Raw genomic sequence first — 26,187 nt, 5'->3', positions numbered from 1 at the left:
TATGCCAGATACTATAATATTTATATGTCCAGCGTAATACAGGTACAGTGTGTGGAAATTTATAATAAGTGTACTATTAAAAAAAGCATACACTATAGACCTTCCTTATGAGCCCACATATGTCTATCAGACCCCACTGCTTTTGAATGGCAGGAGAAGTCTTGCGTTACGATAGTTAACCTAAAGGATTCAAGATATAGACGATGCGACCTCATTTTTAAGAAATTGATAGAATCTCATATTATCTGCGCGGGTTATATTAATGCGAAAAGCGGGCACCCGGCTCTTCTCGTCCACAAAAAAGAACTTTCCCGGTGCCAAAAATATACCTTTTGACAGGGCACGTCGCGCGATTTGTGTCTCGTCCATGTTTGCAGGTAACATGAGGAAACTATAAAACCCACCTCCGTTAGGGTCTAAAACCTCTAGGCCTATTTTTTCAATGTGTTTATTAAAGTTTGCTCGAAGTTCGGCAAGCTGTGCTGATATTTTCTTTAAATGACGCTGGTAACGCCTGTTCGTTATCATTTCACAGGTCAGCATTTCGGTGAAGCGTGAACTATTGATCGTTGTTATCAGTTTTAGCTCGGCAATTTCTTTAGTAATTTGCGGTGAAGCGATTAAGTATCCAACACGAAAGCTTGCCGACAACAGTTTCGAATAGCTAGAGATGGCGATTACATTTTCGAATTGATCCAAGAGTGCGAGAGGTACACCAGTTTGATCAGGCAAATCAAAAAACGGGTCATTGTCTACAATGCGCATGCCGTACATGGTCCCTATTTGTAAGACCGAATGCGCAGTAGGTAGGTCCATGCTGGAGCCTGTAGGGTTCTGGTATCTTGACTGCGTGAAAAAAAACTTTGGCCGGTACTGCTTTGCCAGTAGGCGTAGTTTGTGCGTGTCAGGCCCTTGAGGCGTTCTGGGTACACCTATGAAATTTATTTTCGACAATTTGAGTTTTGCAAACAAAGGATAGTAGCCGGGTTCATCGACAAGTACTGTGTCGCCAGGCTCCAGAAAGCGACGAATAATGAGATCAAGTGCATGATTGGCACCAAATGTAGTTACGACTTGCTCTGCAGCGGTTTGCATACCGTTTATGCGATACTTTTTTGCAATAACTTCACGCAGTGACATGTTGCCATTGGCGCTTCCATAGGCGGTTTGATCGCCTTCAAATCGGCGGAGAAAGTTACCTGAAAGTTTTTCAGGTAGGGCATCTTGCATCCATGATAGGGGTGGGCGCCCGTCGCCAACTCTAACATGCATTTCCTGATTCAACTGGGCATTTAATAATGAAATGCGATCAAATGCCTCCAGAATATGTTGTGGCTGGGTAACTTGAAGGTCCATGTCCGTCAGGTCTGAAACATAAAAGCCAGATCCGTGAACGGCATGTACAAGCCCTTGTGCGGTAAGTTTGTCATAAGCATCAATAACGGTGTTCTTTGAAACTTTGAAATCTTCAGCGGTCTTCCGGATTGAGGGAAGCTTTTGCTTGGGAAGTATAGCGCCGGTATGAATATCCGACGTAATACTGTCTACAATTTTGTCGGCTTTATTCATGTGCCAGAGCCTTTCACTATAACTGTTACTAACATTTTTAGGGTACAAAGAAAAAATGTAAACAAGAAGTGTACCTTTTGCGATGGAAGGTGATCCAATAATATAATTTTCATATTATTACACCTCTAAATAAAAGGACTTGAGGATGGATTCACTGCCAACTAATAAACCTGTACGCTCTCATATCATTAATATGCGTCATATGGAGCCGGCAGAGAGGTTGGCGGCGGTTTGCACTGCGGCCCATTTGGGTCAACAAGAAGGTGCCTTTTTTTCAGGAGAAGGCGTTCTGCCACTCCATATCGCTAATGGCATGATAGAAAATGTTATTGGTAAGTTTGAACTACCTCTCGGCATTGCAACTAATTTTATTGTGAACGGTAAAGAGTACCTTGTACCAATGGTTGTGGAAGAACCTTCGGTTGTTGCTGCTGCTTCCTATATGGCTAAACTCGCTGCTCAGGGCGGCGGCTTTTCGGCCCGTGCCGAGCAGCCTATTATGCGTGCGCAAATTCAGGTTTTGGGGGTAACGGACCCTTTTGGTGCCAAGCAACGGCTTTTGGAGCATAAAGAAAGCCTGATTGAGAAAGCCAATTCCCGCGATAAGGTACTGATAGACCTAGGTGGTGGCTGTAAAGATGTTGAAGTTCATATCTTTGAAAACAGCCCTGTTGGCCCAATGGTGGTTATGCATATTCTTGTAGATGTGCGTGACGCTATGGGGGCCAATACTGTGAATACTATGGCTGAGATGCTTGCGCCTGATGTTGAGCGGATTACGGGTGGCAAGGTCAGGCTTAGGATACTGTCAAATCTCGCTGATCTGCGCATTGTGCGAGCCAAGGTCGAGCTTGAGCCGTCTGTGATGGATACAAAAATGTATAGCGGGGCCGATGTTTGTAGGGGTATGGTTGAGGCTTGCGCTCTGGCAATTGTTGACCCTTACAGGGCTGCCACGCACAATAAAGGGATCATGAATGGGATTGACCCGGTTGTGGTTGCGACAGGGAACGACTGGCGAGCTATTGAAGCGGGTGCTCATGCTTATGCAGCGCGCAACGGACACTATACATCATTAACCCGCTGGGAAATGGCCGCAAATGGTAAAATGGTAGGTACAATAGAACTGCCTATGGCTTTGGGGCTGGTAGGGGGGGCAACAAAAACCCATCCTGCTGCCCAAGCAGCATTACGGCTATTAAAGGTCTCGAGTGCCAGTGAGCTTTCTGAAGTTGTGGCAACAGTTGGTTTGGCTCAAAACATGGCGGCAATCCGGGCGCTTGCAACCGAAGGTATCCAGCGTGGCCACATGACATTACATGCGCGAAATATAGCAATTACGGCTGGTGCAAGCGGTCCTGACATTGACCGAATTGCCAAAGCATTGGCGGACAGTGGGGATGTGAGTGTTACGCACGCTAAAAGGTTGATAGGCAAGGACTAAGTCTGTCATTTGTTTGATTAAGCTTTGCGCTTCAATAAAAGATACACATCGAGACATGAATTAATATGGGGAAAAATAATGTTGGATAGGCGGACATTTATAGCGGGAATGGGAGCAACACTTGCTGTTTCAGCGGCGCTTCGTGCAGGCACTGTGCACCTTGATGTGGCCTATGTAAATGGCCAGGTTTGGGTAAGCGCTGGTGTGCCTCTTGCCTCTGCAATAGGCACTGTCAATAATCATATTGCCGCTGTAGGTGGTAGTGCCGTTAAGGCCATGATAGGCCCTAAAACTCAGGTAATAGACCTTGAGGGTGCTTTTGTAACGCCGGGCATTATTGAGCCACATGTGCATTTGTTTATGGCGGCGGAAGCACTTGTCAGTATTAATTTGCGTAGCGCCGGTACACCCGCTGATTTTGCCGCTATTTTAGGTGATTATGCTGCAAAAGTGCAACCCGGTAAGTGGATTGAAGGGGGCAGTTGGGATGAACAGCTTTGGGGTGGTCAGCTTCCTACCCGCCACTGGATTGATGATGTAACTCCTAATAACCCTGTAGCCGTAGCCCGGCTTGATCTTCACATGCTGCTGCTTAATTCACTAGCACTTAAGCTGGCCGGCATTGATCGCAACACACCAGACCCTGAGGGTGGTATAATTGTACGCGACGAGCAAGGCGAGCCTACCGGGATATTGAAAGACAAAGCGAAAGACTTGGTTCAAAGGGTTATCCCTTCTATGACGGAGGCTGAAAAGGAAGCCCGCTTGCGGGTTTGTACTCAGCATGCACTTAGCCTTGGTGTTACCCAAATTCACACCAAAGCACTTGATTGGGTAAGTCATGATGCGCTGAGGTCTTTACGGGCAAAAGGTGAAACAGATGTTCGGTTCAAGTCTTTTGTGCCGCTCGCAGACTGGCAGCGATTGCAAAGCTTGATCGCCGAGGAGGGACGTGGGGATGACTGGGTCCGGTGGGGCGGCCTAAAGGGTTTAGCTGATGGCTCACTGGGTTCAGGGACCGCCCTGTTTTATGATGAGTATACGGATGAACCGGGTAATAAAGGCATATCTTTTGTGCCACTTGCTGACCTGCGCGAACAGATTATTGCAGCTGACGGGGCCGGATTGCATTTAGCCGTTCATGCTATTGGGGACCGCGCCAATGATGAAGTTCTTGGTATGTTTGCGGAAGCTATTCAAAAAAACGGACCAAGAGACAGACGCTTTATCATTGAGCATGCGCAGCATATCAGGCCGCAGAGCTTTTCTAGGTTTGCAGATCTTGGTGTTATTGCTTCCATGCAACCTTATCATGCCATTGATGATGGCCGCTGGGCTGAAAAACGTATTGGTGAAAAACGCCTTCATGGCACTTATGCCTTTAACTCTCTTTTGAAAGCAGGAGTGCAGGTGGGCTTTGGGTCTGATTGGCCTGTTGCTCCTTTGGATCCTCGGCTTGGTATTCAGGCAGCTGTATTAAGGCAAACACTGGACGGCGCGAACCCTGAGGGGTGGTTGCCATACGAAAAGGTCTCGGCTGAAACAGCCCTAAAGGCTTACACAGAAACCAATGCTTATGTTGGCTATCAGGAAAACAAGCTAGGCAGGCTTATTCCTGGTTATTTGGCGGATTTTGTCATTTGGGGCGGTAATCTCCTAACTCATGCACCTGAAAAATTGCATGAAGTGCCTGTTTTGAAAACAGTGGTAGATGGCAAAGTACGGTTTGTGGGGTAAGCCCAGTAGTTTAAACTTTGGAAGTTGAACCCATGATCCACGCACCAGTACATCAAATTCCGCAGAAGTATATTTCGGGTAGGGAAATTGCGGCAGATGCCTGTAATGGTATAGACCTCCAGAGTAGTGGTTCAGTATATTTGGTATGCCCGCAAGACGGTGTGTTTTCAGCCGTTACTCGTCAGGGAAATTTCATCCTAAGCCTTTCAGAAGTGTTGTTATTGCCTGCAGGGCACTGCTGTCACTTAAGGGGTTCATCTGGTATTGTTCAGGTTGCAGAAATTAGTGGATCTATCTTTAAAGACGTAAAGAATATTAGGGTGTTGCGGGCATCAAACTTGATCAAATCCTTAATTACGGAAGTGGTCGGGGTTGGTGATAGCCCGCTGGATGTCTCGTACGAAAATGCGATCATTTCCATGCTGAACCACAATCTAACGCAGCGTAATGTTGTATCAGACCAAATTCCATTAACAATGCCCAAGGATCGGCGCCTTTTGCGTGTATGTGAGGAGCTTTTATTGGAGCCGTCTTTGCCGGAAAGAATGGGGGAATGGTGTTTGAAGGCTGCCATGAGCCGGCGCAGTTTTACGCGTACATTCAAGCAAGAAACAGGCATGACTTTTGGCGCATGGCGGCGAGAGGTTCGCCTTGTAATGGCGATTCCCAGAATTGTGCGCGGTGAGCAGGTTTCTTCCGTGGCCTATGATGTGGGGTATGGCAATGTCAGTGCCTTTACGGTTGCCTTCAAACGCAGGTTTGGTGTGCCACCCTGCCATTATAAACCAAAAGCAGGTAAGTCCTTGCTGCTGAAAATTCATTCTGGTTTCAAGGCTGATACGTTCCATAGGGCACTTCAATAGATCGGGTTACCCTGCTGCAAGGGGGCCTCATTTGGCGAATAAGGGAACAGGTTTTAGATAGAGTATGTGTGTTTTTTCAAGGGCCACATAGGTATCTGCCAAAATTGACTATGGCCCAATTCGCCAAAAATATGAGCGCAAAAGGCCGCTTAATCTATTCAATTCTTAAAAGGATACATACATGGGTAAAGATACTTCAGGCAAGGAAGCACATGTGATCAATATTGCGTCAATGATTGATGCTCTTCCTGTTAGCGCCTATCAGATTTATATCGTCATCCTTTGTGGTTTTGTTGTAGCCCTTGATGGGTTTGATACACAAGCAATGGCCATTGCGGCTCCAGAACTGGCGGCTATATGGGGCGTACCACTTGCGAATTTTGGGAGTGTTTTATCAGCTAGTCTTGTGGGGCTTATGGTAGGGGCACTTTTATTGGGACCTATGGGTGATAAGCTAGGCCGAAAGAACATGATGCTTCTCTCCTTCGCGGCCGTTGGTTTGTTTAGTTTGGCAACAGCTTTTTCGGAATCTCTTTTAGAATTGTGGATATATAGGTTTTTGACCGGTGTTGGGCTAGGTGGGACGCTGCCAAATGCTCTGGCTCTTACCGCAGAGTATGTACCCTCTAAGCATCGCACTGCCTTTGTAACTATCATGCTGTGTGGGTTTCCTGCAGGTGCTGCAATTGGCGGGTTTATATCTGACCATGTTATTGAAGTTTATTCATGGAAAGCTATTTTCTGGATCGGAGGTGCTCTACCCATAATCGTAAGTGGCCTCTTATGCTTTTTGCTTCCCGAATCTGTTTATTTCTTGGTGAGAAAGAAACGGGACCTCTCTGTCATTAGTAAAATCTTACAACGTATTGCAGGTGCTGAAACTCTACCCGAACACAAGGGCTTTTGTATCGATACGGAAGGCGCAGTGCAGGAAAAAGTATCGATTTGGGCTCTGTTAAAAGAGGGTAGGCTTATTGGAACATTACTCATTTGGAGTTTGTTCTTTTTAAACCTCCTTATACTTTATTTTATGCTGAGCTGGCTTCCTGGCTTGTTATCAGAGTTCGGCCTCTCCAGGAATGCTGCCTTTAAGATTGTCGGTGTATTTAATATGGGCGGCGTTATTGGGGGAATTACACTTAGTTTTGCATGTGACAAGTGGGGCGTGATACCTATTTTAAAAGTGGTTTTAAGTGTTGCTGCAATTGCAATGGTCGTGATTGCGCACTTTTTTACGAACCCAACCATTTTATATATTTCTGTATTCTTTGCAGGGGCGGGTATTTTAGGAGCTCAATTTTTCCTTGCTGTGGTTGCCGCTATATATTACCCAACGGCCATTCGTTCTACCGGGCTTGGTGGTGCTCTTGGTGTTGGGCGGATTGGCGCAATTGTAGCCCCACTTCTTGGCAGTTTATTAATCAATTTAGGCTGGTCAGCGCAAAGCATTTTCATGTTGCTGGGAGCTGTGGCCCTGATGTGTGTCTGGGTGCTGGTTTATCTGCAAAAAAGGGTGGAAAAATAGCTTTTTATCGAATTGCCGGTAAAGCGTAAGTTTATAAGCTTGGGCGTTGTCAGGCAAAAGCCAACTAATCTCAGGTATTGCTAGATTAAGCAGACTTCAAGCTATGGGTCTTTGCCATTCCGGAAGGGCTTCAGGGTGGAAATGAGCTGATGTTATATCAGCTCATAGCCTGATTAAATTGTGGTGCAAATTTTCTTCTGACAACACCCCTCGTTTCATAATTTATTTTGCTGATTCTCGCTTCAATGTCCTGACGATCAGGGCAAGGCCTGCGGCTAGAAGCAAGAACACGACATCAGCTATAATAACAGCATGGGAGCCTGTGGAAAGAAGGGCGGAGATGCCGTCCCCGTACACTAGATAATTCAGGACGGGTAACCCGGCAAGAATAAGAGCAGTTAAGGCCAAAAGACCACGTAGCGCCGCAGCTGTTTTTTTCATCAGGAACGAAAACATCATAGCGCTTACCCAAATACTAAACACGGACGTACCAATGGCAAATGCGCGTTCAGCGGGTGCTACGGTGATAAATTGCTCAATGTACAGGGTGGTGACGACAGCTAGAGGAAAGCCTGCACAAACACCAACTGATAGTTTGCTCATAACATTTAACAGGCGTTCATCCTTTTTCGCCCCGTCCAAAGCATTGGCTCGTTCTAACCACATCATGACGCCTGTAATGATAATTAAACTGAGTGATGTTGCGAGTACGCCGTAAACCACTTTTAACCAAATACCCCCGTAGGAAGCTGTATGGAGCGGAAGAACTGAGGCATATGTTCTGGCTGCAAAATTGGCAGGGGCTTCACCTTGGCTCAATATCACACCGTTGCTTGCTTGAATGTCAATGACCCCAAAGCGTACCATGTTTTTCTCAACTTCATGATAAACACGGTAGATACCGCTATCCTTGCCATAGTTAATAGCGATAAGAATTGCAGGGGTAACGCCTGTCGCTTCTTTAACAATATGACTAACTTCATCGGGTGTTATGGAAGGGGATACCACGCCTTGTGCTTCAAATTCAGGAAGCGGGAATGGCTCTAGTTCAGCATGGTTTCCGTCGCTATATGCAAGGACCGTAAAAATGGCACCTACCAGGGAAGATAAACCAAGTACGGCACCAGTAAAAGCTGTTACAAAGTGAAATAAAAGCCCCCAAAGACCAAGTGAGCTATGGCTATCAAGAAGCAGGGTCATTAGGTTTTTGTTAGGCCGCCACTTAAAGCTATCCTTTATTGGTTGTCTGTGCATAAAAAAACCTGTGACAACAATAAGAAGCAATAATATGCCAGTAATGCCAACGATTGACCGTCCAAACGGGTAAGGCAACCACAGGTCTGTGTGAAAAAAGGCTAGCCATTCTGGCAAAGTGTTTCCGTGCATGTCTAGGGTACTTGCGTCACTTCCAGACCAGCGGCCTTTCATTTGCTTTGGTGGTCCACTTGCTGCGGCAAGGGCCATCATGTCATAATAAGGTGTATTTTCTGTCGGGAAGTTCAAAACAATTAACGGAAACTCAGCACCTTCTGGGGCATCTTTTAAAAAGCCGGTAAACCTTTCATCAAGGGATGGCAGGTTTTCCGACAGCTTTATGCGAACATCGCCGTCTACCCAGCGAGCTAGTTCATGCGAAAATAGGGAAAAAGTTCCTGAAAAACACACAACAAAAAGGAAAAACGCAATAAAAACACCAACAAGCGAATGAAGTCTCAAAAGGCGGTTTCTTTGTTCTCTAAACTTACTAGCCATTATATATTCTCTTTATATGCTTGTCGTTATAAGGAAGCAGTGAAAAGCAGAACCAAGGCGGATGCGCCCGCTAGCCCGGTGAAACACTTCAGCATTCCACTAAAAGGCCAGCCTTTAAACACGCCTACAATAATAGTGGTGCTTATTACAGGGAACAGGAACCCAGCAATAAGCAGGTTACTCATTTCACTGAAAGGTAATATTTTTAACAGAGCTGCTGCCGTAAGAGTGGATGTGATAAGGCCGCCGAACAAAGCAATGATGGTTTGGGCTTTACTCATCATAGCAGGTCTCCCAGTGTAGAAAGCACACCTGCTATCAAAGCCAGAGCAGCCATAAGTTTAATAGACTGCTCCCATTTATCTTTCAGAAAATATTCTAGCAACAATGCAGCGGGGCCCGTAAGTGACACAGTCATAAGAAATGCCGGTATACCTCTTTCCAGACCCATTGATGCAATGACGCCAATAAAAGCCCATGCCAAGAGAGCGTATCCGAGCCAGACTGACAGTTGCCCCGGCATAACAAGACTAGTAGAGACCCGCTTATAGTACAGGCTTGCAGTCACATAGCCGCCAAGCAGTGTAAAAAGATACCACATAAAATTATCCCCTTTTGACCCTATACGGATAGCTTAAGAGGATTCCTTTAAAAAAAATAATATAATTTCGAAATTATTGTGATTTTTTGTATTTATGTGACATAAAATCTATGATTTTTTCTTATAATTTATAATATTTAGCTTAATTCGTGCAGGGCAGTGAAGTGTAAAAGGTGCTTTCTGAAAAGCATGGGCGCAGATCAAAAACAAGATGCAGGGGAGGTTAGTTCAATTTATAAGAGAGGGTCGTCCGACGTGCCCGTTGGCTTTTCAGAGACACGAGAGCCAGAGTTTTCTGCGAATTTTTTTAACACCAAGTCTGGCCCGGCTAAGATCATCAAACCAAGTTGTTTTGACCCCTGCCATTTTATTTCCGCGGCAAATTCGCCGAGACCGTCAATTTCTAGCAAAATACGGTCACCCAGTTCAAGAGGGGCTTCACAGCTTATCAAGGTGCCCGCCAGAGATATATCCCGTACTTCACAAGAATAAGCTTGGTCATTCTCCGTGGTTAGCGTACCTCGCCATAAAACTGGCAGTCGATCATCTTGGCGCTTATTGGGCATGAGTGTTTCAACTTTCCGTCTTTGTTTGATATGCTATATGTAAAGGTATCCGATTTTTTCCTTGAGTTAAAGCTACTTAAAATGGCACTTGGCATAAGTGTGTTACTATTAACCTGTTATTGTTTTCTAAGGCTGAACTATGATGCGCTGGCTTGACCCCATAAGATCTGTTTTTTTTAATATAGTCTTTTATAGCTTCACCATTCTTTTTTTGGGGCTGGCTGTATTACCGTTATGCTATTTTAAGTCCGAAAAACGTGTACGCCGTATGGTGGGTGTTTATTGCAGTTCATCGCTTTGGATTGCCCGTTGGATTATGGGCATTAAAGCAGAATACCGCGGTTTGGAAAACTACCCTAAAGAGGGCGGGTTTATTCTGGCAGCTGCCCATCAGAGTAATGCAGATGCAATTATGACCTTCTGTCTTCGAAGTGATGTAACAGCACTCGCTAAAAAAGAACTATTCTCAACCCCTATCGTTGGCCGTATTCTTGCAAAAATGCAGGTTATACGTATCGACCGGGAAGCTCGCCATGCACATAAAGGCATGACAGAAGTGGGTAACAGCGTTGTAGAAATGGGTAGGCCTTTGATCGTATACCCGCAAGCAACCCGTATTCGGATTGGTCAGCAGGCGAAAAAGCTAAAAAGTGGCGCTTATTTTTTACAGCAGGAAACGGGCTTGCGTGTTGTGCCTGTTGCCACCAACACCGGGCTTTTTTGGCGTAAAAGCTTTTGGCACCGGTCTGGTACCATGGTTTTTGATATTGGGGCGCCTATACCGGAAGGCCTTGATAAAGACGCTTTTATGGCCCAACTTGAGACATGGATTGTAGACCGTAGTAATATGCTTGTTATTGAGCAGGGTTTTGGGCACTTGTTAGAAGCAAAACATGAACAGGCGGAAGAATAGCTTTTGTCGCGGTACGATGAAGAAATTCTCGTCTAACGAGGGCTTGTAGATATTCCCTCGGCTTATAATGTAAATGGATATATAATCAGGGCCGGTTAGCGGAGAGCGAGATGAAAAAAGTACCTGAGATATCGGTTAGCGCAAATACAATTGCTGCTCAACTTAGAAAGCATCATGAAAAATATGGTGATCTTTCAGGGCTGTCTTTGAAGAAAATTGGCGACGTGCTTAAAAAAACAATGTCTGTTATGTTTCCGCATTATGCGGTGGCGTCTGACGAAAGCTTGTCTCTTGAGGAGCATATCAAGCTTTTGGAAGAAGCTTTTTATGGTATCGTTGAGCCACTATGCAGAGACAAAGATGTTGGATGCTCGCGGCTGCTGGTTCAACGCTTTTTGTCAGACTTGCCTGAAATTGCAGACAAGTGCCACATGGATGCAGCCGCCCTTGTAGAAGGTGACCCAGCAGCGACTTCAGTGGAAGAGGTTATCCTGTGTTATCCCGGTTTTTATGCTGTAGCAGCCTATAGGGTTGCAAACCGCTTGTACCAGAGAGGTGTGCCATTACTGCCGCGTATGATTACCGAATATGCACACCAGAAAACCGGTATTGATATTCACCCCGGCGCGACCATTGGGCATTCGATGTTTATTGATCACGGCACAGGTGTTGTGATTGGTGAAACGGCGGTCATTGGTAATAATGTCAAAATTTACCAAGGTGTTACACTTGGCGCTCTGCGTGTTGACAGAGAAGCGCGGAAAAAGAAAAGGCACCCAACCATTGAAGATAATGTTGTGATTTATTCGGGCGCTACCATTCTTGGGGGCAGTACAGTTGTTGGCAAAAACTCTGTCATTGGCGGTAATGTCTGGATAACACGCTCTGTGCCTGAGGCATCACGGGTTATGTTCAAGCCCACTGACAACGATGAAATTGTTTCAATACAGGCTCGCACAGGGTCTGCCAGTAAAAGTAATTAAGGGGACGATAATGAAAGCTGCAACAATACTTGAAACAATAGGCAAGACGCCGCACGTCAGAGTATTGCGGCTGTTTCCTGATCATGAAGTTTGGCTAAAACTTGAGCGGGCAAACCCGGGTGCGTCTATTAAGGACAGGATTGCCCTTGCCATGATAGAGGCAGCTGAAAAAGCTGGCACCTTAAAGGCTGGTGGTACAATTATTGAGCCGACATCCGGTAATACAGGCATTGGCCTTGCTATGGTGGCAGCGGTTAAAGGTTACCGCCTTATTCTGGTCATGCCTGAATCTATGTCTATTGAGCGGCGGCGCATAATGCTGGCATACGGTGCAGAATTTGTGCTTACCCCCAAAGAAAAGGGTATGAAAGGCGCGATCGCAAAAGCGACTGAGCTTCTTGCTGAAACAGAAGGTGCATGGATGCCGCAACAGTTTATGAACCCTGCTAATGTGGAGGTGCATAAACAAACGACGGCCCTTGAAATATTTGACGATTTTGACGCGACCGGCGGCCTTGATTATATGATAACAGGTGTTGGTACTGGTGGGCACATAACGGGGTGTGCTGAGGTACTAAAAGACAAGTGGCCATCACTTGCTGTTTACGCAGTGGAGCCAACTTTATCACCGGTTTTATCGGGTGGGGCCCCGGGGCCACACTCTATTCAGGGTATTGGGGCAGGTTTTGTGCCCGATGTTTTAAATACCGATATTCTGGACGGTGTACTTCAGGTTGAACCGGAAAAAGCCAAAGAAATGGCCCGGCGCGCGGCTCGGGAAGAAGGTATCCTTATGGGTATTTCCTCTGGTGCGACCCTTGCTGCGATTGCGCAAAAACTTGAAGAAATACCAAAAGGATCAAAAGTACTGGGGTTCTGTTACGATTCTGGCGAAAGGTACTTTTCAGTGCCGGATTTTCTGCCGGAATAAAGTTCACCTGAAGGTGTTTCCTATGAAAGGCGGCGGGGTTTACTCGTCGCCTTCATCAATTTCAGGGCTAGCAGCACCCGTTTCCAGCCTAACAATAAGAGCAATGTGGTTCCCTCTGATCGCAAGCTCTTTGTAAGAACCTCGGGGCAAGGGAATGCCCTGTTCAATACAGTGGTTAAGGACCGCAGCGCCAACTTCGCGGCTGCTAAAGTCAACTGGGTCTTTATCAGTGATAGTAACAGTGACAGAAACTTCGCCGTCAGTGTCAAGTTTGTTATCAACACCTGTGACATTGTTATCAGCTACAAGCCCCCTGCTTTCTATAAGCGGGCGAAGTGCTAATACCAATTCTTCATCGGAAAAGATAATGCTACGAGATTCGAGTATCATAAAGTGACTGGCCTTGTCATTTGCACGATTGTCCTATTGTAGGCAGAAATCGGGTCTTTTGAAAAGTTTTTTGCATTAAGCTGCCGTAGAATTCCGAATATGTTCGGTTCGTTCACGCCAAGCCCTGATGATGGCATTGGCGACTGTTGCAAGAGGGATGGCAAAAAACACCCCCCATAGCCCCCAAATTCCGCCAAAAACCAGAATGGCAATGATAATAGCATTAGGGTGTAGCTTCACAACTTCAGAGAATAAAAGCGGCGCGAGTAAATTGCCATCAAGAGCCTGCAAGATCAGGTATGCAATGATCGCTCCCAATGTTTCACCGCTCATCCCCCACTGAAAATATGCAACAAGCGCAACAGGGAAGGTGACTGCTGCTGCACCAAAATACGGAATAACAACGCTAAGCCCTGTCGCAACTGCAAGGAGGGTAGCATAGCGCAGGCCAATGAATTGGTATGTGATGAAGGCAACAACAGCAACGATCAGAATTTCATACACTTTGCCTCGGGCATAATCACCAGCGCGCTCGTTAATTTCTCGCCACACTTGCTCAAGCAGGGGCTTGTCTGACGGGAAAAATGTCCCCATCCAGTTTAAAATCTGGCGTTTGTCCTTTAGGAAAAAGAACACCATAACAGGGACAAGAACCATATAAACCACGAAAGCCACAACACCTGTTAGCCCAGTGAGAGAATATTGCAAAAGACGCGGGCCAAGATTAGTCATTTCATTACCAATCTGCGATAGCCATGTATCTACCTGGTGGTCAGAAACAATGTTGGGGAAATGCTGGTGCAGTGTAATGAAAGCCTCTCTAAGGCTCGCCACCATCGCAGGGCTGTCTTTTATGAATTGCCCAACCTGCTTTATCAATGGTGGTATAACAGCAAGAAGCGTGACCAGAGCAAGCAGGATAAAGCCCAAAAACACCACGGTTAAGGCAACAGATGGTCTTGCGCCCCTTCGTTTTAGCCATTCAATTGGACCGTCCAGCAAAAAGGCAAGAACAATAGCTGCAATAGCAGGCGCCAGCATATTTGCAAAAAGAGATACCAGAAGAAGCGTGATTAAAATCACAAGAACCAGCATTACAACTTGGCTGTCTGCAAAAGTTTTGCGGAACCAAGCGCTAACCATGTTCATTTTGGATGTCTCCTGTGCGGCGGGCCTAGCTAGTGCTAGCGGCCATTCATACTCGCTGATTATTATGGCAGGTTCAAGGCGACCTGTATGGGGTGTGTCTAACCGCTTGATACGCCGCCGTCTACAACAATATTTGCGCCTGTTGTATAGCCAGCCTCAGAACTTGCGAGATACAGGATTGTCTGCGCAACTTCTTCAGGCTTTGCCGGTCCACTTTTTGGGAAGCCACCCGCATATTTGCTCATGTCGCCGCCGATATCTTCTATTGCACGGTCCAGCATGGGTGTTTGCATCGGACCGGGCGATACAGCATTGATACGAATACCGTTCGCTACATAATCGAGGGCGGCACTTTTGGTAAGGCCAATCACAGCATGTTTGCTGGCACCATAAGCGGCCATCCATTCTGCCCCAGATTTTGAAAGGATAGAGGCGATGTTAATAATTGCACCGCTGTTTGCAGCCTTCATGGCGAGAATCTCATGGCGCATAGCAAACCATACACCCATAAGATTTGTTTGCATGACATCTGCCACAATACTGGTGTCCTGGTCAGCAAAACGGGCGGCCGGGTGGCTAATGCCGGCATTGTTAACTGCAATGTCAAGCTTGCCAGTTTTCTTTACGACAGCGGCAACCATTTCTTTCATATGGCTCTCGATACGCACATCAGCGTTATAATATGTTGCACTGCCTGCAAGCGTTTGTGTGCTTTGTTCTACTCGTTCGCCTTCTTGGTCAATTAGGCCGCAAAAATGCACAGAAGCCCCTTCACAAGCAAAGGCTTTCACCACTGCCTCACCAAGGCCAGATGTACCACCTGTTACAATGACTGTTTTACCTTGGAAACGCATAGTTTGGGCCTTTAGTGGCTGTGATTGTGCTTATGGGTATTGATACTGGGCATCAATACCGAGAAAAAGTTTCTGGCACCGCTATGCACCAAAATGCAACACATAATCCCAAGCCAAAGATAAAAAGCAACCATGCCGCCGCCGATAATGGGAAATTCATACATCGGGAAAAGAGCCATTTTAATGGTAAAGGCTAGCCAGATAACAAGTGTCCACGGCGTTGCGCGCTGAAGGGAGGCGTAAAGGTCCTCAGTTTTTTTCGCCCGTAGTCGCTGATAAAGCAGATACGTTATCAAAAACAGTAAATTTAGCGGTGCAGCAATGAGTGCAGCTCTGCCCAAATAGCCCATTTCATGATGTAGGCGCATGGTTTCTGTTTCTGCAATAATGGTGGCACTTTCATGCAAATGCTGGAGATAGTAAGACCCAACTAGCAAAAACACAAAAACGACACCAAGCGCAGTGCCCAGCCTGTGTGCCTGCGTCACAGGCTTACCCGTGTGGCTGTGTTCGTGGCCTGCAATAGGATGCATCACAATATGAAACAGCGACCCAGCGGCAAACGCCTGCCAATAGCCTACAAGGGGCAAGTTGTACCAGTCCTGTGCAAAGAGAACGATATAATAGCCAATAATGGTCATGGCTGCGAGCGCGGCCAGAATTGCAAGGCCTGACCGTACAGAAAAAATTGGTCGCAGTAACCACCATATGGTGATGGCTTCGCCCATCCTGTGCAAAAGAACGCCTGTCGCGATAAACGAGCCACTATTAGCACTGTGGGCAAACGCAAGAATAGCACCGTCACTGGCAGCATGAACCACAACAGCAAGTACAGAGATAAGAATAATAACCCGGTGGGTCATTTCCTCTGATTTATGAAATATAATCTCGGCAAGATACGGCAGAATAAAACCCGTTACAGCGATCAAAAAACTTGGAATACCGCCATATTGCAAAGCTTCAGGCAACAGGTTCAGAGTAATAAGGCCAATAACGGCGACCAGCACAAAACCATCCAGCCCACTTTTAATGCGCTGGCTGTCTTTAAAAAAACGGCTCAGCACAGGGGCTGTTAGAATAATTAAAACCGAAACTATAAGTACAATATCCAAACTAAATATCCAGTCTGTGTGCGCAGAAATGTATAGTTATAATATTACACTTTGGAACGCCAGACAAAACAGAGAAAGATTCAGGGATTTATTTAAATATAGGTGCCCGCCAAGCTTGTAGGGGCTGTGCCTAGGCCCAGCTTGAAACGTGCAATACCGGCAAGGTCTGCAGTATTCAGGCCACCAAGATCGAGAAAACTAATATTTGCTTCTTTCAAGGCACAAATGCCTTCCCACAGTACGCGGTTCTGGGCATTTTTTTGCCGGCCTTCTTCCCCAACCCAGCCTATGTGGTATGTAGCGCTATTCCCGTGCAGCAGGAAAACCGCTCCGGCGATTTTATTTCTGTCTGACAGAGCCGTAACAGAAAGAATGCCTGCCCTGTTTTTTGCTGTTCCTGCCTCGCTGTAGGCCGTTACCAGACCAACAGGCACACCTTGGTACTGCCTTTCTCTGCGCTGGAGTGCTTCTTTTTCCAAGAGCCAGCTATATTGGTGGGGTTTTTTGCCGCCGATGCTGATGTCGATGGTGTTTTTTTCGGCAGTCTTCAATTGGTTGCGCCATTTACCTTTTAGCGCTTTTCTAAGCGTGGCAACAGGCGGGCGGATATCCATCCAAACTGTTGAAAACCCTGTTACAACCTGTCGGTACCCAATAGACCGCATAGACGATTTAAAGGAATCGCTTGCTGGTTCCTCAGGCATAACAGACAGGAAGTTCCAGCGAAATGGATTAAATTGGCTTTTTAGTGCCTTCAGGACGGCCAGTTTTTTCTCTGGGGCTAGGGTATGGTCGCACCATGCAGGCCCTCTAAAAATGGACGAAAAATCTATCATTCTTAAGAAGCGTCGCTGCATCACAAGGGCACGGCCAATGAGGGCCTCATTTTCATATATATTTAGTTGTAGGGGATTTGCGCCGTATTTTTTTAAGGCGAGCCCATAGCAGGGGTGTTGTTGCAAAGGGAAGGGGGATTCAGAAGATATATCTGTCCATTCCACCGGGTTTAGGACACCAATCTTAAAGGTGATGTGGCTATTTACCATTTTCATTCATGTCAGTGCCTGTTACCATTTCCTCATGTTTACACGAGGTCACAAAGCTAACACTATAATGGGATGGCGTCTTACGCCACCCCGATTGACCGCTTGGGCCTTTTTTATTGCCATGAAATATGTTGGTGTACCGTTTTTATTGGCACTCGCCTTTCTGGATCTGGTTTTATATTTCTTTTTTACAGAAGTGTTAGGCCGCTGTTACGGCCTTTTATGTCTTCTGTAAGGCTTAACCGCCGATTGAAATAAGCTCGACTGTAAAGATAAGTGTCGCAAAGGGCGGAATGCTGCGTCCAGAACCGCGTTCCCCATAACCGAGCGTGTATGGGATAAAGAATTCATACTTATCGCCCTCATGCATCAATTGCAGGCCTTCTGTCCAGCCGGGGATAACACCGTCAAGTGGGAAACTTGCTGGTTCGCCGCGCTTGTAGCTGCTGTCGAACTCTGTACCGTCTATTAGCTTGCCAGCATAATGAACAGTAACCATAGAAGTTGATTCTGGTGACACGGTACCTGTGCCTTGTTCAATAACCCGGTATTGAAGGCCGGAGTCGGTTACTTTTACATTGTCGTTTTTCGCGTTTTCTTCAAGAAATTCGCGCTCTGGTGCTTTCATGGCGTCTATAATTTGCTCTTCTGTTTGCACATTAAGAAGCTCAACATCAAACACCAGTGTTGCATTGCCGGGGATAACGCCGCCAGCGCCATTTTCGCCGTAAGCAAGTTCAGATGGGATAGTAAGCTGCCATTTATCGCCAACACTCATCATGGTTAGGGCTTCTGTCCAGCCTTTGATCAAACGACCAGCAGGGAATGTTGCCGGTTCGCCGCGCTTATAGCTGCTATCAAATTCAGTGCCGTCAATCAGGCGGCCAGCATAATGTACAGTTACGAAGTCAGTGGCTGTAGGCGTAGCGCCATCGCCTTTTTCAATAACTTTATACTGAAGGCCGGATTCCGTAATCTGAACGCCTTCTTTTGCTTTATTATCGTTGAGGTAGGCTAGGTTGTCTTCCATGAAGGTATCTTCACTCATATCTGAGGGTGCTTCCTGTGTGTCTGGGTGAGTGGCAGTTGTTTCTGTAGGGTCAGCATCCTGATTATCTTTCTTTTCAGGGGCTTCACTGCTACAGGCTGCAAGAGCAGCTGCCAAAAGAAGGGCTGTCGTATTGGCGAGTAAACGCATTTGCACTATCCTTATTGTCAATTTTGGGCGGGACACTAGCCGTTTAGCGTCAGCAGGTAAAAGAAAAAAGCGCCCAAGCGGTTAATAATTGGGCCAAAAGGATATTATAAACATGGCAATTTCTAGTCAGGCAATACGCGATGAAATTATTGCACAGATCGAAAAGAACAAATCCGTAGCCCCCAGAGATATAGCTCAGGCCTTGGTACAGGACGGGGAATGGCAGAAAATTTTGCCTTATATTAAGCAGGAAGCACTTGCGCTTCATAAGGCGGGGCAGCTCGATTTTATCCGGAAAAAGAAAATTGTTTCCCCTGAGGGGTTGAAGGGGGTTTATCGCTTTGCAAAGCCTGTTGCATGCGAATCAGTATAGGTAGATGAGGTATCAGCAGTTTGATTCTAGGCCAAAGACGCATACTATCGTTACTGAGGGGAATATAGATGGCAGATATACCCAAAAAAATTGCGGTCGTGGATACTACGGCAATAGAGCGTTTACGCATTGATATTGGTCAGGAGGCGACCGAACGGCTTCTTGAAAGTTTGCGGTTGGAAATTCTGAACAGTCATATAAAAATTCAAGCCTATAGGGCTGAGGGTAATATGCGACTGCTCGAGAATCAGGGCCATGCGCTTAAAAGTGCGGCTCGCAGTTTTGGGGCACTTTATCTTGGTGAAGTTTGCCGCCAGCTAGAGCTGGCCGCGCGCAGCGAGGCTTCGGAAGAAACCTTACATCTTCTGATGCAATCACTGGATACCTGTATTGCAGAAACACTCAAGGCTTACAGCGAAAAAGGGCTGATGAAAAATTAATAGCGAGTTAGCTGTACAATCTCGGTACGGGCATCCTGTATACCCCAGCCTTTTTCGCTGCTGGTTGCAAGCACGACAGGGTGACACGCAATGAATTTTTTGGCGTCATCTTGGGTTTTTTTCAGAATTTTTTCGCGGTCTTCCACCTTCAACTTGTCAAGCTTGGTAAGTACGATTTGGTAGTTTACTGCTGCTTCATCCAGCATGGTCATAATTTCGCGGTCATTTTCCTTGATACCGTGGCGGCTATCGATCAGCAGCATAATGCGTCTTAAATTGGGTCGCCCGCGTAGGTAGTCTTTTACAAGGCGGGTCCATGCATGCACTTTTTTACGTTCAATTTTAGCATAGCCATAGCCGGGCAGGTCAACCAGATAGGCTGGTTGCTGCATCTCGTTGCCTAGGGTAAAAAAGTTTAATTCTTGTGTGCGTCCGGGGGTGTTGGAGGTACGTGCCAGTGTTTTTCTGCCGGTGAGCGCGTTCACAAGGCTGGATTTACCAACGTTGGAGCGGCCAGCAAAGGCAACCTCAGGCCTATCAGCTGTGGGCAGGGTATCGAGCGATACAGCCCCCATAACAAAGTCTACAGGGCCGGCAAATAATAGCCGGCCTGTTTCGATATCTTCTTCTGTGTACGGGGTTTCCAGCATGATTATTTATTACGCGCTTCTTCGCGGCGCATAATCACCCACTGCTGTGTAATCGACAGAATGTTATTCCATGTCCAGTAAAGTACAAGGCCGGAACTAAACCCTGCCATCACAAAGGTGAAAATGATGGGCAGCATGCTCATGATTTTTTGCTGGGCTGGGTCCATTGATGTTTGGGGGTTCAGTTTTTGCTGTAACCACATGGAAATGCCCATAAGAATAGGCAGAATACCTACTGCAATCATCGTTGGCGGGTCCCATGGGATGAGGCCAAACAAATTCAGCGGTGTTAAATGGTCAGGCGCTGAGAGATCCTGAATCCAGCCAAAGAAAGGCTGATGCCGCATTTCAATGGTGACATATAGAGTTTTATAAAGCGCAAAGAAAATAAACATCTGCGGAATCATGGGCAGGCAACCTGCCATAGGGTTGATCTTCTCTTTTTTATAGAGCGCCATCATTTCCTGCTGCATGCGCTGCTTGTCGTCTTTGTAGCGTTCCTGCAAAGCCTTGATTTTTGGTTGCGCTTTTTTCATATGGCTCATAGAGACATAAGATTTGTTGGCGAGCGGGAACAAAATCAGCTTCAGGATAACGGTCATCAATAGAATAGCGATACCGTAGTTACCTGTTAGCTTAAAGAGCAAGTGCAGGCCTTTGAAAATAGGCTGTGTCAGAAACCAGAACCAGCCCCAATCAATAGCACGGTTAAACAACGTAATATTATATTGTTCTTCATACTTGTCGATTGTTTCCACGATCTTGGCACCAGCATAAAAACGATTTGTTGTCTCCAGTGTGCCGCCGGGCTGAATAATTTGCCAGTTCTGCATATAGTCTGCGCCGTATGCTTCCTGACCACCAGCGTCTGAGTGTGAAAGGCGTGCGCGCAGTAACGGAGTTTTAGAGTCTGGTACCAGTGTTGTCATCCAAAATTTGTCTGTAATCCCAAACCAGCCGCCTGTCGTTGGCTTTTCAAAATCACCGTCTTCCTTGAGGTCTTTGTATTTCTTTTCTTCCAGAATGCCATCAAACACGCCGATCAGGCCTTCATGCAAGATATATAGGCCCGCAGTTTCAGGCTTACCACTACGGCGGATATAACCGTAAGGTGCTACTGTGATGGTGTGATCAGACGAGTTCAGTACGCTTTGTGTCACTGTGAACATGAACTTTTCGTCAACAGCAACCTGTATCATATAGCGCATACCTGCACCGTTATCCCATGACAGGGTTACAGGTTTCTCTGGTGTTAATGTATCGGCATCGGCAGACCATGCGGTTTCTGCCGTTGGGGCGTTGTCGGCTTGTTGTGCAAACCAGTTAAAGTTCACAAAATAGGCATGTTCGCTACCATAAGGGACCAAAAGTTGAATATTTTCACCGTTCGGGCCTTTTTCGGTTTTATGATGCTTAAGCGACAGGTTATCAAACCGTGCGCCGCGAAGAGAAATAGACCCTTCCAGTTCAGGGGTGTTAATTTTGACCTGTCCGGCATCCTGTAAGGCGAGCGGTGTACCGGTGCTTTCTGGGCGGGACATTGTTTCTTGTAAAGGCGCTGCTGTGGCGGGTGTTATATCCGCGCTTGCCTTTTCCCGTTCAATCTGCTGCTGGTATTCTTGAATGGCAGCTTCTTTTTTTGGCCCTGCCACAAGGAAGTTATATCCAAATAAAATCGCCATTGCGATAACCGCGAACAGGATAAAGTTTTTGTTTTCGCCCATCAGACTTTACACCCAAACTATCACCGGCTGTGCCGGGAGTGATCTACATTATTCACTAAATTTTCAGTTGCACATGTGCCGGTGTGCCGACCATGTGCATTTGTGCTGCCGCTTTGTGGCACAGGATCATATCCAAATCCACCCCAAGGATGACACTTTCCAATTCGTCGCAGGCCCAGCCAGCCGCCTTTAAAGGCACCGTGTAAGCGAATCGCTTCAAGAGTATAGGCGCTGCATGTTGGCTGAAACCGGCAGCGTGGGCCAATTAGGGGGGATATGAAAAGCTGGTAAAACCGGACAAAGGCCAGAAAAACATAAGCAAGAATCGAGGGGTTTTCCCTTGAGGATTCTGTCGGTTTATTCATCGTTGGCCTTTGTTCATTTGGGGCTTGTCTGCGGTTTTGGCCGCATTTGCCTTTTGTAAGTCGGCATTTGAAGCAAGTTTTGCAAGGGCCCATTTGATATCGGCCTTCATTTTTTCAAACGGATAATCAAAAGCGGCTTGTCTGCCAACAAAAACATATTCCCAGCCCGGTTGGCCGTTTGCAGCCATAATAGTGCGGCTTGCCTCTTTCAGGCGCCTGCGTGCTTTGCTACGAATAACGGCATTTCCCACCTTTTTAGATACAGTATAGCCGGTTCTTGGCTGCGAATCGGATGCTGCGGGTTTAGCTTGTAGGATAAACGAAGGTGTAACCCACTTGCGGCGTGTTGCTGCAACAGCCAAATATTCAGGCCGTTTTGTTAGGCGCGTGAGTGTTTTATCCTTCTGGACCATGGGAAATCTTAAGGTGCCTTATAAACCCGAAAAGCCGACCGGATAACTTCACGGTCGGCTTTTCTGAGGTGTGTGGTTGGCGCTATTAGCGCCGCAGCCTTACGCTGACAGACGCTTACGGCCTCTGGCACGACGAGCGTTTATCACTTTACGCCCACCAACAGTTGCCATCCGTGAACGGAAACCATGACGACGCTTACGTACGAGCACACTTGGTTGGAATGTACGTTTCACTTCATTTACTCCAGCTATGCGTCAGGCTCTAGGCCTAGCGCTTGAATTTCGAGCGGGCTATATAGCGGCGCAAGAAGCCCAAGTCAACTGCTTGTGCCACCAAACAACCGCAAAATATTAGGTATAAGATCGCAATCATGCCTGATTTATGCTGTAAATGATATAATCAGGCCGGTAATAATGACCAAATACACATAGTGCTTCATACAAAATTTTCTATAGAATAGCTATTAATACGTTTGTTTGCTTGCATTTCGTCGGTGGATGGGATTCAAAACAGTTTATGCCAGAACACTATAGACCGATAACATCTAGCCTCAGGTCACGCCTGCTTGTTCTCACCTTCCTGTTTGTGATGGTGGTCTCTAGCTTTGTGTACCTTCCGTCGATTGCCACATTTCGGCAGGATTTCCTCGAAAAACGGCTCGAAAATGCCCAAATAGCAACGATTGCGCTAGAGGCAGCCCCTAATAATTCTGTCAGCCCCGATCATGAACATAGGCTTTTGGAAACGTCCGGTGTTATTTCGGTGATTATGCGGCGTGAAGATAAAAGCTATTTGCTGGGTCTTGATACCATGCCGGAAGAGGTGCAAGCGGTTTATGACATGCGTGAACCATCGCTCGGCATGTTGATTAAAGGCGCTTTTGATACACTTGAGGCAGGCGGTAATAGGGTGATTCGGGTGGTGGGTGACCCTATGGTACCTGGCACCAGGCTTTTTGAAGTGACGCTGGATGAAGAAGCTCTCTATAAAGCGCTCACGAATTACTCGAATAATATTCTGGTGTTATCAGCCATTATTTCGCTGTTTACCGGCATTTTGGTTTATCTGGCTCTGCACTGGATGCTGGTGCGGCCCATGCGGCGAGTGAAAGCCAGCATTGTATCTTTCCGCCGTCACCCGGAAGCTGCCCAAAAACTGAAAGCCAGCTCAAGACGCCCAGATGAAATTGGCCTTGTGGAGCGAGAACTGTGCCGCATGCAGGACGAACTGCGCCAAAGCCTCAAGCAGAAAAACAGGCTTGCGGCGCTTGGCGAAGCTGTCGCGAAGATCAACCACGATCTAAGAAATATCTTGGCAACAGCGCAGTTAGCCTCAGATGCGCTGCAAAATGTGCAAGACCCCCATGTGAAAAAAGTATCCAACCGGCTTATGTCTGCTGTTAGCCGTGCGATTGCACTTTGTGAAAGCACAATGCGCCACGGTAAGGTAACGGAACCTGAGCCTGAACAGAAACAGTTAAACCTGAAAGATATTCTGGTTGATGTCGGTGCATCTCTTGGGCTTTTGAATGCGCCGGACTTTTCTTTCGAGATGGAATTTGAGGAAACGTTTTGTATTTATGCTGATCCGGACCAGATCCACCGTGTCTTTTTAAACCTTTGTCGCAATGCATATGAAGTGCAGGGGGTGGACGGCCGAATCACCATCACCGCAGTAGCTGATACAGATACCACAGCGCATATAAAGATAGCGGATTGCGGCCCCGGTATTCCTGATGAAGCACGACCAACGCTTTTTAAGGCTTTCATGTCAACGCGCGCGGGTGGTACTGGCCTTGGTCTCGCCACAGCGCGTGATATAATTCTTGCGCACGGTGGGCGCATTGATCTGATCGAGTCCACACCACAAGGTACAATCTTTGGTATTTGCCTGCCGGGGGAGGAAACCAGTGGTGCAGATTAAGGCCGTTCTGGGCAAGCATGATAGCTTTACGGATGTTGCTGGCCTCTGTGTTGGGCAAGCGCATGATACAACGATCCTAACCGGTACAACAGTTATTATACCGGACGCCCCTATTACAATGGGTGTGGATGTGCGCGGTGGTGGCCCCGGTACACGTGATACAGAGGCGCTTGACCCAACTTGTCTTGTTGAGAAGGTACACGGATTGGTGCTTTCCGGTGGTAGTGTGTTTGGGTTAGCTGCGGCAGATGCTGTTACGGCAGAGCTTTCAGAAAAAGGCATTGGCCTACCCTTTGGGCCGCGAGCGGTGCCTGTGGTGCCCTCTGCCATATTGTTTGACCTGATGAACGGCGGCAATAAGGATTGGGGCACCGAGCCCCCATACAGGCGGCTGGGCACAGAAGCCCATGCGGCTTTATCTACCACGGTAGACGAAGGCGCTTTTGGTGCTGGCTACGGCGCCCGTGCAGGCGGTGTGCGCGGCGGTATAGCGGGCGCAAGCCTTGTATCACATGAGGGCTGGATAGTAAGCGCGCTGGTGGCTGTAAATTCATTTGGTAGTGTGTATAGAGGTAGCCCCACCCACGGTGTAATAGACCTGCCAAAGGTGGGCTTTGTGGGCACCAACACCACAATTGGGGCAGTGGCAACCAATGTTAAGCTTGATAAAGCGGGGTGTACGCGGCTTGCCATAATGGCACAGGACGGCCTTGCCCGAAGTATTCGCCCAATTCATACACCGTTTGACGGCGATACGTTGTTTGCCATGTCAACGGGCCATATGGAGGTGGATAGCAACCTTGCTTTAACGTTGACCATACTAGGCGGTCTAGCGGCAGACTGTGTTGCCCATGCGGTGCAAAAAGCAGTTAAGGCTTCATAGAGGCCAGTTTTTGCCGCTCATCTGCAATATAGGCTTCTTGCTCGCTGTAAAGCGTAGCAGCATTGTCCCGTACCGGTTTCCCCTTTAATTGAGCGGAGTAAATAATCGCATCTAATTTATTCAGGGTGGTACTGAGGCGGGTGAGCATAAGCTGTGCTTCACGCCATGCTATTTCTTTGTCTTCAGCGGGTGCTGCGGTAGCAATCGCGCTGCGGGCAGATTGGTATGTTGTATCGGCTTTAGCGAGGTCAGCCCGTATGGCAGTGAGCTGTTTTATCGCTGTTGAAACGGTTAAGGGTGTCTCTGTTTCCATGCCTATAGGCTCCACCGGGGTTGAAGGGGCAGCCGATTCGTGCGCGCGTACTTCGCCGTTTGTATTTTCGCTGGCACCGGGTATGGGGTCAGACAAGCTTGGCCAGTTGCCGCTATAACTGCTGCACCCATAAAGGATAAGGCAGGCAACAAGGGTTGTAAAACCGCAAAAGTGTTTGATCATAGACGGAACCAGTGCTGGATATTCAAGGTTAAACAGGGGCGCTTTTTTACTAACTTAGCTGTGAATTTTCCCGCGAACAAGAAAAAGAGAATTCCTGCTTGCATTTCGAAAACATTCTTATTAGGTTCCGCCGCACATCGAATCGTTATGCGGTCGATTTTGTTTTGAGTATCTTTGCACCGGTAGCTCAGCTGGATAGAGCACCAGACTACGAATCTGGGGGCCGAGGGTTCGAATCCTTCCCGGTGCACCACTTTCCCCCCCAGATACAAGCCATTCTTTGACT

At 47.1% G+C, this 26,187-nt stretch carries 28 protein-coding genes and 1 tRNA gene; 12 read left to right on the top strand and 17 right to left on the bottom strand.

Annotation, left to right across the window (positions count from 1 at the left end):
• Positions 1 to 189 precede the first annotated feature (189 nt).
• Complete coding sequence (locus ICL80_RS17860; protein ID WP_194214070.1) at positions 190 to 1,569, bottom strand: aminotransferase-like domain-containing protein; 1,380 nt, start codon at positions 1,567 to 1,569, stop codon at positions 190 to 192.
• A gap of 145 nt (positions 1,570 to 1,714) precedes the next feature.
• Between ICL80_RS17860 and ICL80_RS17855 the strand changes: the two genes are divergently transcribed.
• The 4 genes from ICL80_RS17855 (at position 1,715) to ICL80_RS17840 (ending at position 7,138) form a co-directional block, all read left to right on the top strand.
• The gene (locus ICL80_RS17855; protein ID WP_194214069.1) at positions 1,715 to 3,013 is read left to right on the top strand and encodes a hydroxymethylglutaryl-CoA reductase, degradative; all 1,299 of its coding nucleotides are present in this window, start codon (positions 1,715 to 1,717) and stop codon (positions 3,011 to 3,013) included.
• Positions 3,014 to 3,091: 78 nt separating this feature from the next.
• Complete coding sequence (locus tag ICL80_RS17850) at positions 3,092 to 4,750, top strand: amidohydrolase (RefSeq protein WP_194214068.1); 1,659 nt, start codon at positions 3,092 to 3,094, stop codon at positions 4,748 to 4,750.
• A 32-nt stretch (positions 4,751 to 4,782) separates the two neighbouring features.
• Complete coding sequence (locus ICL80_RS17845) at positions 4,783 to 5,613, top strand: helix-turn-helix domain-containing protein (RefSeq protein ID WP_194214067.1); 831 nt, start codon at positions 4,783 to 4,785, stop codon at positions 5,611 to 5,613.
• Between the two features lie 181 nt (positions 5,614 to 5,794).
• The gene (locus ICL80_RS17840; protein WP_194214066.1) at positions 5,795 to 7,138 is read left to right on the top strand and encodes an MFS transporter; all 1,344 of its coding nucleotides are present in this window, start codon (positions 5,795 to 5,797) and stop codon (positions 7,136 to 7,138) included.
• A gap of 222 nt (positions 7,139 to 7,360) precedes the next feature.
• Here ICL80_RS17840 and ICL80_RS17835 read toward each other — a convergent pair whose 3' ends face one another.
• The 4 genes from ICL80_RS17835 to ICL80_RS17820 all read right to left on the bottom strand — a co-directional run bounded on the left by ICL80_RS17835 (position 7,361) and on the right by ICL80_RS17820 (position 10,057).
• Positions 7,361 to 8,890: a PepSY-associated TM helix domain-containing protein gene (locus tag ICL80_RS17835; RefSeq protein ID WP_194214065.1), complete on the bottom strand. Its 1,530-nt coding sequence runs from the start codon at positions 8,888 to 8,890 to the stop codon at positions 7,361 to 7,363.
• Between the two features lie 26 nt (positions 8,891 to 8,916).
• Positions 8,917 to 9,174, bottom strand: a complete 258-nt coding sequence (locus ICL80_RS17830; RefSeq protein WP_194214064.1) for a hypothetical protein — start codon at positions 9,172 to 9,174, stop codon at positions 8,917 to 8,919.
• Positions 9,171 to 9,491 carry a hypothetical protein gene (locus ICL80_RS17825; protein WP_194214063.1) on the bottom strand — a complete coding sequence of 107 codons (321 nt, stop codon included), beginning with the start codon at positions 9,489 to 9,491 and terminating at the stop codon, positions 9,171 to 9,173. Before ICL80_RS17825 ends, ICL80_RS17830 begins: the two co-directional genes overlap by 4 nt.
• Positions 9,492 to 9,724: 233 nt before the next feature.
• A complete protein-coding gene (locus ICL80_RS17820) occupies positions 9,725 to 10,057 on the bottom strand; it encodes a PilZ domain-containing protein (protein ID WP_194214062.1) in 333 nt (110 codons plus the stop codon).
• A 139-nt stretch (positions 10,058 to 10,196) separates the two neighbouring features.
• Between ICL80_RS17820 and ICL80_RS17815 the strand changes: the two genes are divergently transcribed.
• The 3 genes from ICL80_RS17815 (at position 10,197) to cysK (ending at position 12,884) form a co-directional block, all read left to right on the top strand.
• A complete protein-coding gene (locus ICL80_RS17815; protein WP_194214061.1) occupies positions 10,197 to 10,970 on the top strand; it encodes a lysophospholipid acyltransferase family protein in 774 nt (257 codons plus the stop codon).
• 110 nt (positions 10,971 to 11,080) lie between these two features.
• Positions 11,081 to 11,953: a serine O-acetyltransferase EpsC gene (epsC, locus tag ICL80_RS17810; protein ID WP_228073673.1), complete on the top strand. Its 873-nt coding sequence runs from the start codon at positions 11,081 to 11,083 to the stop codon at positions 11,951 to 11,953.
• Between the two features lie 10 nt (positions 11,954 to 11,963).
• Positions 11,964 to 12,884 carry a cysteine synthase A gene (cysK, locus tag ICL80_RS17805; RefSeq protein WP_194214060.1) on the top strand — a complete coding sequence of 307 codons (921 nt, stop codon included), beginning with the start codon at positions 11,964 to 11,966 and terminating at the stop codon, positions 12,882 to 12,884.
• Positions 12,885 to 12,923: 39 nt separating this feature from the next.
• Here cysK and ICL80_RS17800 read toward each other — a convergent pair whose 3' ends face one another.
• From ICL80_RS17800 to ICL80_RS18315, 6 genes are all read right to left on the bottom strand, one after another.
• Positions 12,924 to 13,274: a hypothetical protein gene (locus tag ICL80_RS17800; protein WP_194214059.1), complete on the bottom strand. Its 351-nt coding sequence runs from the start codon at positions 13,272 to 13,274 to the stop codon at positions 12,924 to 12,926.
• Between the two features lie 75 nt (positions 13,275 to 13,349).
• Positions 13,350 to 14,423: an AI-2E family transporter gene (locus tag ICL80_RS17795; RefSeq protein ID WP_194214058.1), complete on the bottom strand. Its 1,074-nt coding sequence runs from the start codon at positions 14,421 to 14,423 to the stop codon at positions 13,350 to 13,352.
• Between the two features lie 98 nt (positions 14,424 to 14,521).
• Positions 14,522 to 15,277: an SDR family NAD(P)-dependent oxidoreductase gene (locus ICL80_RS17790; RefSeq protein ID WP_194214057.1), complete on the bottom strand. Its 756-nt coding sequence runs from the start codon at positions 15,275 to 15,277 to the stop codon at positions 14,522 to 14,524.
• An 11-nt stretch (positions 15,278 to 15,288) separates the two neighbouring features.
• Positions 15,289 to 16,389, bottom strand: a complete 1,101-nt coding sequence (locus ICL80_RS17785) for a ZIP family metal transporter (protein WP_194214056.1) — start codon at positions 16,387 to 16,389, stop codon at positions 15,289 to 15,291.
• A gap of 92 nt (positions 16,390 to 16,481) precedes the next feature.
• On the bottom strand, positions 16,482 to 17,441 hold the full coding sequence (locus ICL80_RS17780) for a hypothetical protein (protein ID WP_194214055.1): 960 nt from the start codon (positions 17,439 to 17,441) through the stop codon (positions 16,482 to 16,484).
• A 232-nt stretch (positions 17,442 to 17,673) separates the two neighbouring features.
• The gene (locus tag ICL80_RS18315) at positions 17,674 to 18,633 is read right to left on the bottom strand and encodes an FKBP-type peptidyl-prolyl cis-trans isomerase (protein WP_194214054.1); all 960 of its coding nucleotides are present in this window, start codon (positions 18,631 to 18,633) and stop codon (positions 17,674 to 17,676) included.
• 112 nt (positions 18,634 to 18,745) lie between these two features.
• Between ICL80_RS18315 and ICL80_RS17770 the strand changes: the two genes are divergently transcribed.
• Both ICL80_RS17770 and ICL80_RS17765 read left to right on the top strand, forming a co-directional pair.
• Positions 18,746 to 19,006, top strand: a complete 261-nt coding sequence (locus ICL80_RS17770) for a DUF3253 domain-containing protein (protein ID WP_194214053.1) — start codon at positions 18,746 to 18,748, stop codon at positions 19,004 to 19,006.
• A gap of 68 nt (positions 19,007 to 19,074) precedes the next feature.
• A complete protein-coding gene (locus ICL80_RS17765) occupies positions 19,075 to 19,446 on the top strand; it encodes an Hpt domain-containing protein (RefSeq protein ID WP_194214052.1) in 372 nt (123 codons plus the stop codon).
• Here the strand turns inward: ICL80_RS17765 and yihA are convergent.
• From yihA to rpmH, 5 genes are all read right to left on the bottom strand, one after another.
• On the bottom strand, positions 19,443 to 20,096 hold the full coding sequence (gene yihA / locus ICL80_RS17760) for a ribosome biogenesis GTP-binding protein YihA/YsxC (RefSeq protein ID WP_194214051.1): 654 nt from the start codon (positions 20,094 to 20,096) through the stop codon (positions 19,443 to 19,445). The two genes, ICL80_RS17765 and yihA, sit on opposite strands and share 4 nt — an antisense overlap.
• A 2-nt stretch (positions 20,097 to 20,098) precedes the next feature.
• Complete coding sequence (gene yidC / locus ICL80_RS17755; RefSeq protein WP_194214050.1) at positions 20,099 to 21,820, bottom strand: membrane protein insertase YidC; 1,722 nt, start codon at positions 21,818 to 21,820, stop codon at positions 20,099 to 20,101.
• A 20-nt stretch (positions 21,821 to 21,840) separates the two neighbouring features.
• Positions 21,841 to 22,185 (bottom strand): membrane protein insertion efficiency factor YidD, encoded by a 345-nt coding sequence (yidD, locus tag ICL80_RS17750; RefSeq protein ID WP_194214049.1) that lies wholly within the window; start codon positions 22,183 to 22,185, stop codon positions 21,841 to 21,843.
• On the bottom strand, positions 22,182 to 22,598 hold the full coding sequence (rnpA, locus tag ICL80_RS17745) for a ribonuclease P protein component (protein WP_194214048.1): 417 nt from the start codon (positions 22,596 to 22,598) through the stop codon (positions 22,182 to 22,184). The genes yidD and rnpA overlap by 4 nt, the downstream gene beginning before the upstream one ends.
• A gap of 99 nt (positions 22,599 to 22,697) precedes the next feature.
• Positions 22,698 to 22,832, bottom strand: a complete 135-nt coding sequence (gene rpmH / locus ICL80_RS17740) for a 50S ribosomal protein L34 (RefSeq protein ID WP_194214047.1) — start codon at positions 22,830 to 22,832, stop codon at positions 22,698 to 22,700.
• 283 nt (positions 22,833 to 23,115) lie between these two features.
• Here rpmH and ICL80_RS17735 point away from each other — a divergent pair, with 283 nt between their 5' ends.
• A complete protein-coding gene (locus tag ICL80_RS17735) occupies positions 23,116 to 24,522 on the top strand; it encodes an ATP-binding protein (RefSeq protein WP_194214046.1) in 1,407 nt (468 codons plus the stop codon).
• Positions 24,512 to 25,405, top strand: coding sequence for a P1 family peptidase (locus tag ICL80_RS17730; protein ID WP_228073672.1), 894 nt, complete (start codon positions 24,512 to 24,514; stop codon positions 25,403 to 25,405). The genes ICL80_RS17735 and ICL80_RS17730 overlap by 11 nt, the downstream gene beginning before the upstream one ends.
• Here ICL80_RS17730 and ICL80_RS17725 read toward each other — a convergent pair.
• Positions 25,392 to 25,901, bottom strand: coding sequence for a hypothetical protein (locus tag ICL80_RS17725; protein ID WP_194214044.1), 510 nt, complete (start codon positions 25,899 to 25,901; stop codon positions 25,392 to 25,394). The genes ICL80_RS17730 and ICL80_RS17725 overlap by 14 nt on opposite strands.
• A 176-nt stretch (positions 25,902 to 26,077) precedes the next feature.
• On the opposite strand from ICL80_RS17725, the gene ICL80_RS17720 reads away from it, so the two are divergent.
• A tRNA-Arg gene (locus ICL80_RS17720) sits at positions 26,078 to 26,154 on the top strand.
• The last annotated feature ends 33 nt before the right edge of the window (positions 26,155 to 26,187 follow it).

Source organism: Kordiimonas pumila, assembly GCF_015240255.1.
GTDB classification, from domain to species: domain Bacteria; phylum Pseudomonadota; class Alphaproteobacteria; order Sphingomonadales; family Kordiimonadaceae; genus Kordiimonas; species Kordiimonas pumila.
This window is presented reverse-complemented; position numbering and strand designations above follow the sequence as displayed.

Bases quoted from the DNA above. Each gene is read 5' to 3' on its own strand.
- ICL80_RS17725 (WP_194214044.1), bottom strand. From the start codon at position 25,901: ATGATCAAACACTTTTGCGGTTTTACAACCCTTGTTGCCTGCCTTATC.
- ICL80_RS17800 (WP_194214059.1), bottom strand. From the start codon at position 13,274: ATGATACTCGAATCTCGTAGCATTATCTTTTCCGATGAAGAATTGGTA.
- ICL80_RS17790 (WP_194214057.1), bottom strand. From the start codon at position 15,277: ATGCGTTTCCAAGGTAAAACAGTCATTGTAACAGGTGGTACATCTGGC.
- rnpA (WP_194214048.1), bottom strand. From the start codon at position 22,598: ATGGTCCAGAAGGATAAAACACTCACGCGCCTAACAAAACGGCCTGAA.
- ICL80_RS18315 (WP_194214054.1), bottom strand. From the start codon at position 18,633: ATGCGTTTACTCGCCAATACGACAGCCCTTCTTTTGGCAGCTGCTCTT.
- ICL80_RS17855 (WP_194214069.1), top strand. From the start codon at position 1,715: ATGGATTCACTGCCAACTAATAAACCTGTACGCTCTCATATCATTAAT.
- ICL80_RS17795 (WP_194214058.1), bottom strand. From the start codon at position 14,423: ATGAACATGGTTAGCGCTTGGTTCCGCAAAACTTTTGCAGACAGCCAA.
- yihA (WP_194214051.1), bottom strand. From the start codon at position 20,096: ATGCTGGAAACCCCGTACACAGAAGAAGATATCGAAACAGGCCGGCTA.
- yidD (WP_194214049.1), bottom strand. From the start codon at position 22,185: ATGAATAAACCGACAGAATCCTCAAGGGAAAACCCCTCGATTCTTGCT.
- ICL80_RS17840 (WP_194214066.1), top strand. From the start codon at position 5,795: ATGGGTAAAGATACTTCAGGCAAGGAAGCACATGTGATCAATATTGCG.
- ICL80_RS17835 (WP_194214065.1), bottom strand. From the start codon at position 8,890: ATGGCTAGTAAGTTTAGAGAACAAAGAAACCGCCTTTTGAGACTTCAT.
- ICL80_RS17770 (WP_194214053.1), top strand. From the start codon at position 18,746: ATGGCAATTTCTAGTCAGGCAATACGCGATGAAATTATTGCACAGATC.
- ICL80_RS17765 (WP_194214052.1), top strand. From the start codon at position 19,075: ATGGCAGATATACCCAAAAAAATTGCGGTCGTGGATACTACGGCAATA.
- ICL80_RS17780 (WP_194214055.1), bottom strand. From the start codon at position 17,441: ATGAAAATGGTAAATAGCCACATCACCTTTAAGATTGGTGTCCTAAAC.
- epsC (WP_228073673.1), top strand. From the start codon at position 11,081: ATGAAAAAAGTACCTGAGATATCGGTTAGCGCAAATACAATTGCTGCT.
- ICL80_RS17735 (WP_194214046.1), top strand. From the start codon at position 23,116: ATGCCAGAACACTATAGACCGATAACATCTAGCCTCAGGTCACGCCTG.
- ICL80_RS17850 (WP_194214068.1), top strand. From the start codon at position 3,092: ATGTTGGATAGGCGGACATTTATAGCGGGAATGGGAGCAACACTTGCT.
- ICL80_RS17845 (WP_194214067.1), top strand. From the start codon at position 4,783: ATGATCCACGCACCAGTACATCAAATTCCGCAGAAGTATATTTCGGGT.
- ICL80_RS17860 (WP_194214070.1), bottom strand. From the start codon at position 1,569: ATGAATAAAGCCGACAAAATTGTAGACAGTATTACGTCGGATATTCAT.
- ICL80_RS17825 (WP_194214063.1), bottom strand. From the start codon at position 9,491: ATGTGGTATCTTTTTACACTGCTTGGCGGCTATGTGACTGCAAGCCTG.
- cysK (WP_194214060.1), top strand. From the start codon at position 11,964: ATGAAAGCTGCAACAATACTTGAAACAATAGGCAAGACGCCGCACGTC.
- ICL80_RS17830 (WP_194214064.1), bottom strand. From the start codon at position 9,174: ATGATGAGTAAAGCCCAAACCATCATTGCTTTGTTCGGCGGCCTTATC.
- yidC (WP_194214050.1), bottom strand. From the start codon at position 21,820: ATGGGCGAAAACAAAAACTTTATCCTGTTCGCGGTTATCGCAATGGCG.
- ICL80_RS17820 (WP_194214062.1), bottom strand. From the start codon at position 10,057: ATGCCCAATAAGCGCCAAGATGATCGACTGCCAGTTTTATGGCGAGGT.
- ICL80_RS17815 (WP_194214061.1), top strand. From the start codon at position 10,197: ATGATGCGCTGGCTTGACCCCATAAGATCTGTTTTTTTTAATATAGTC.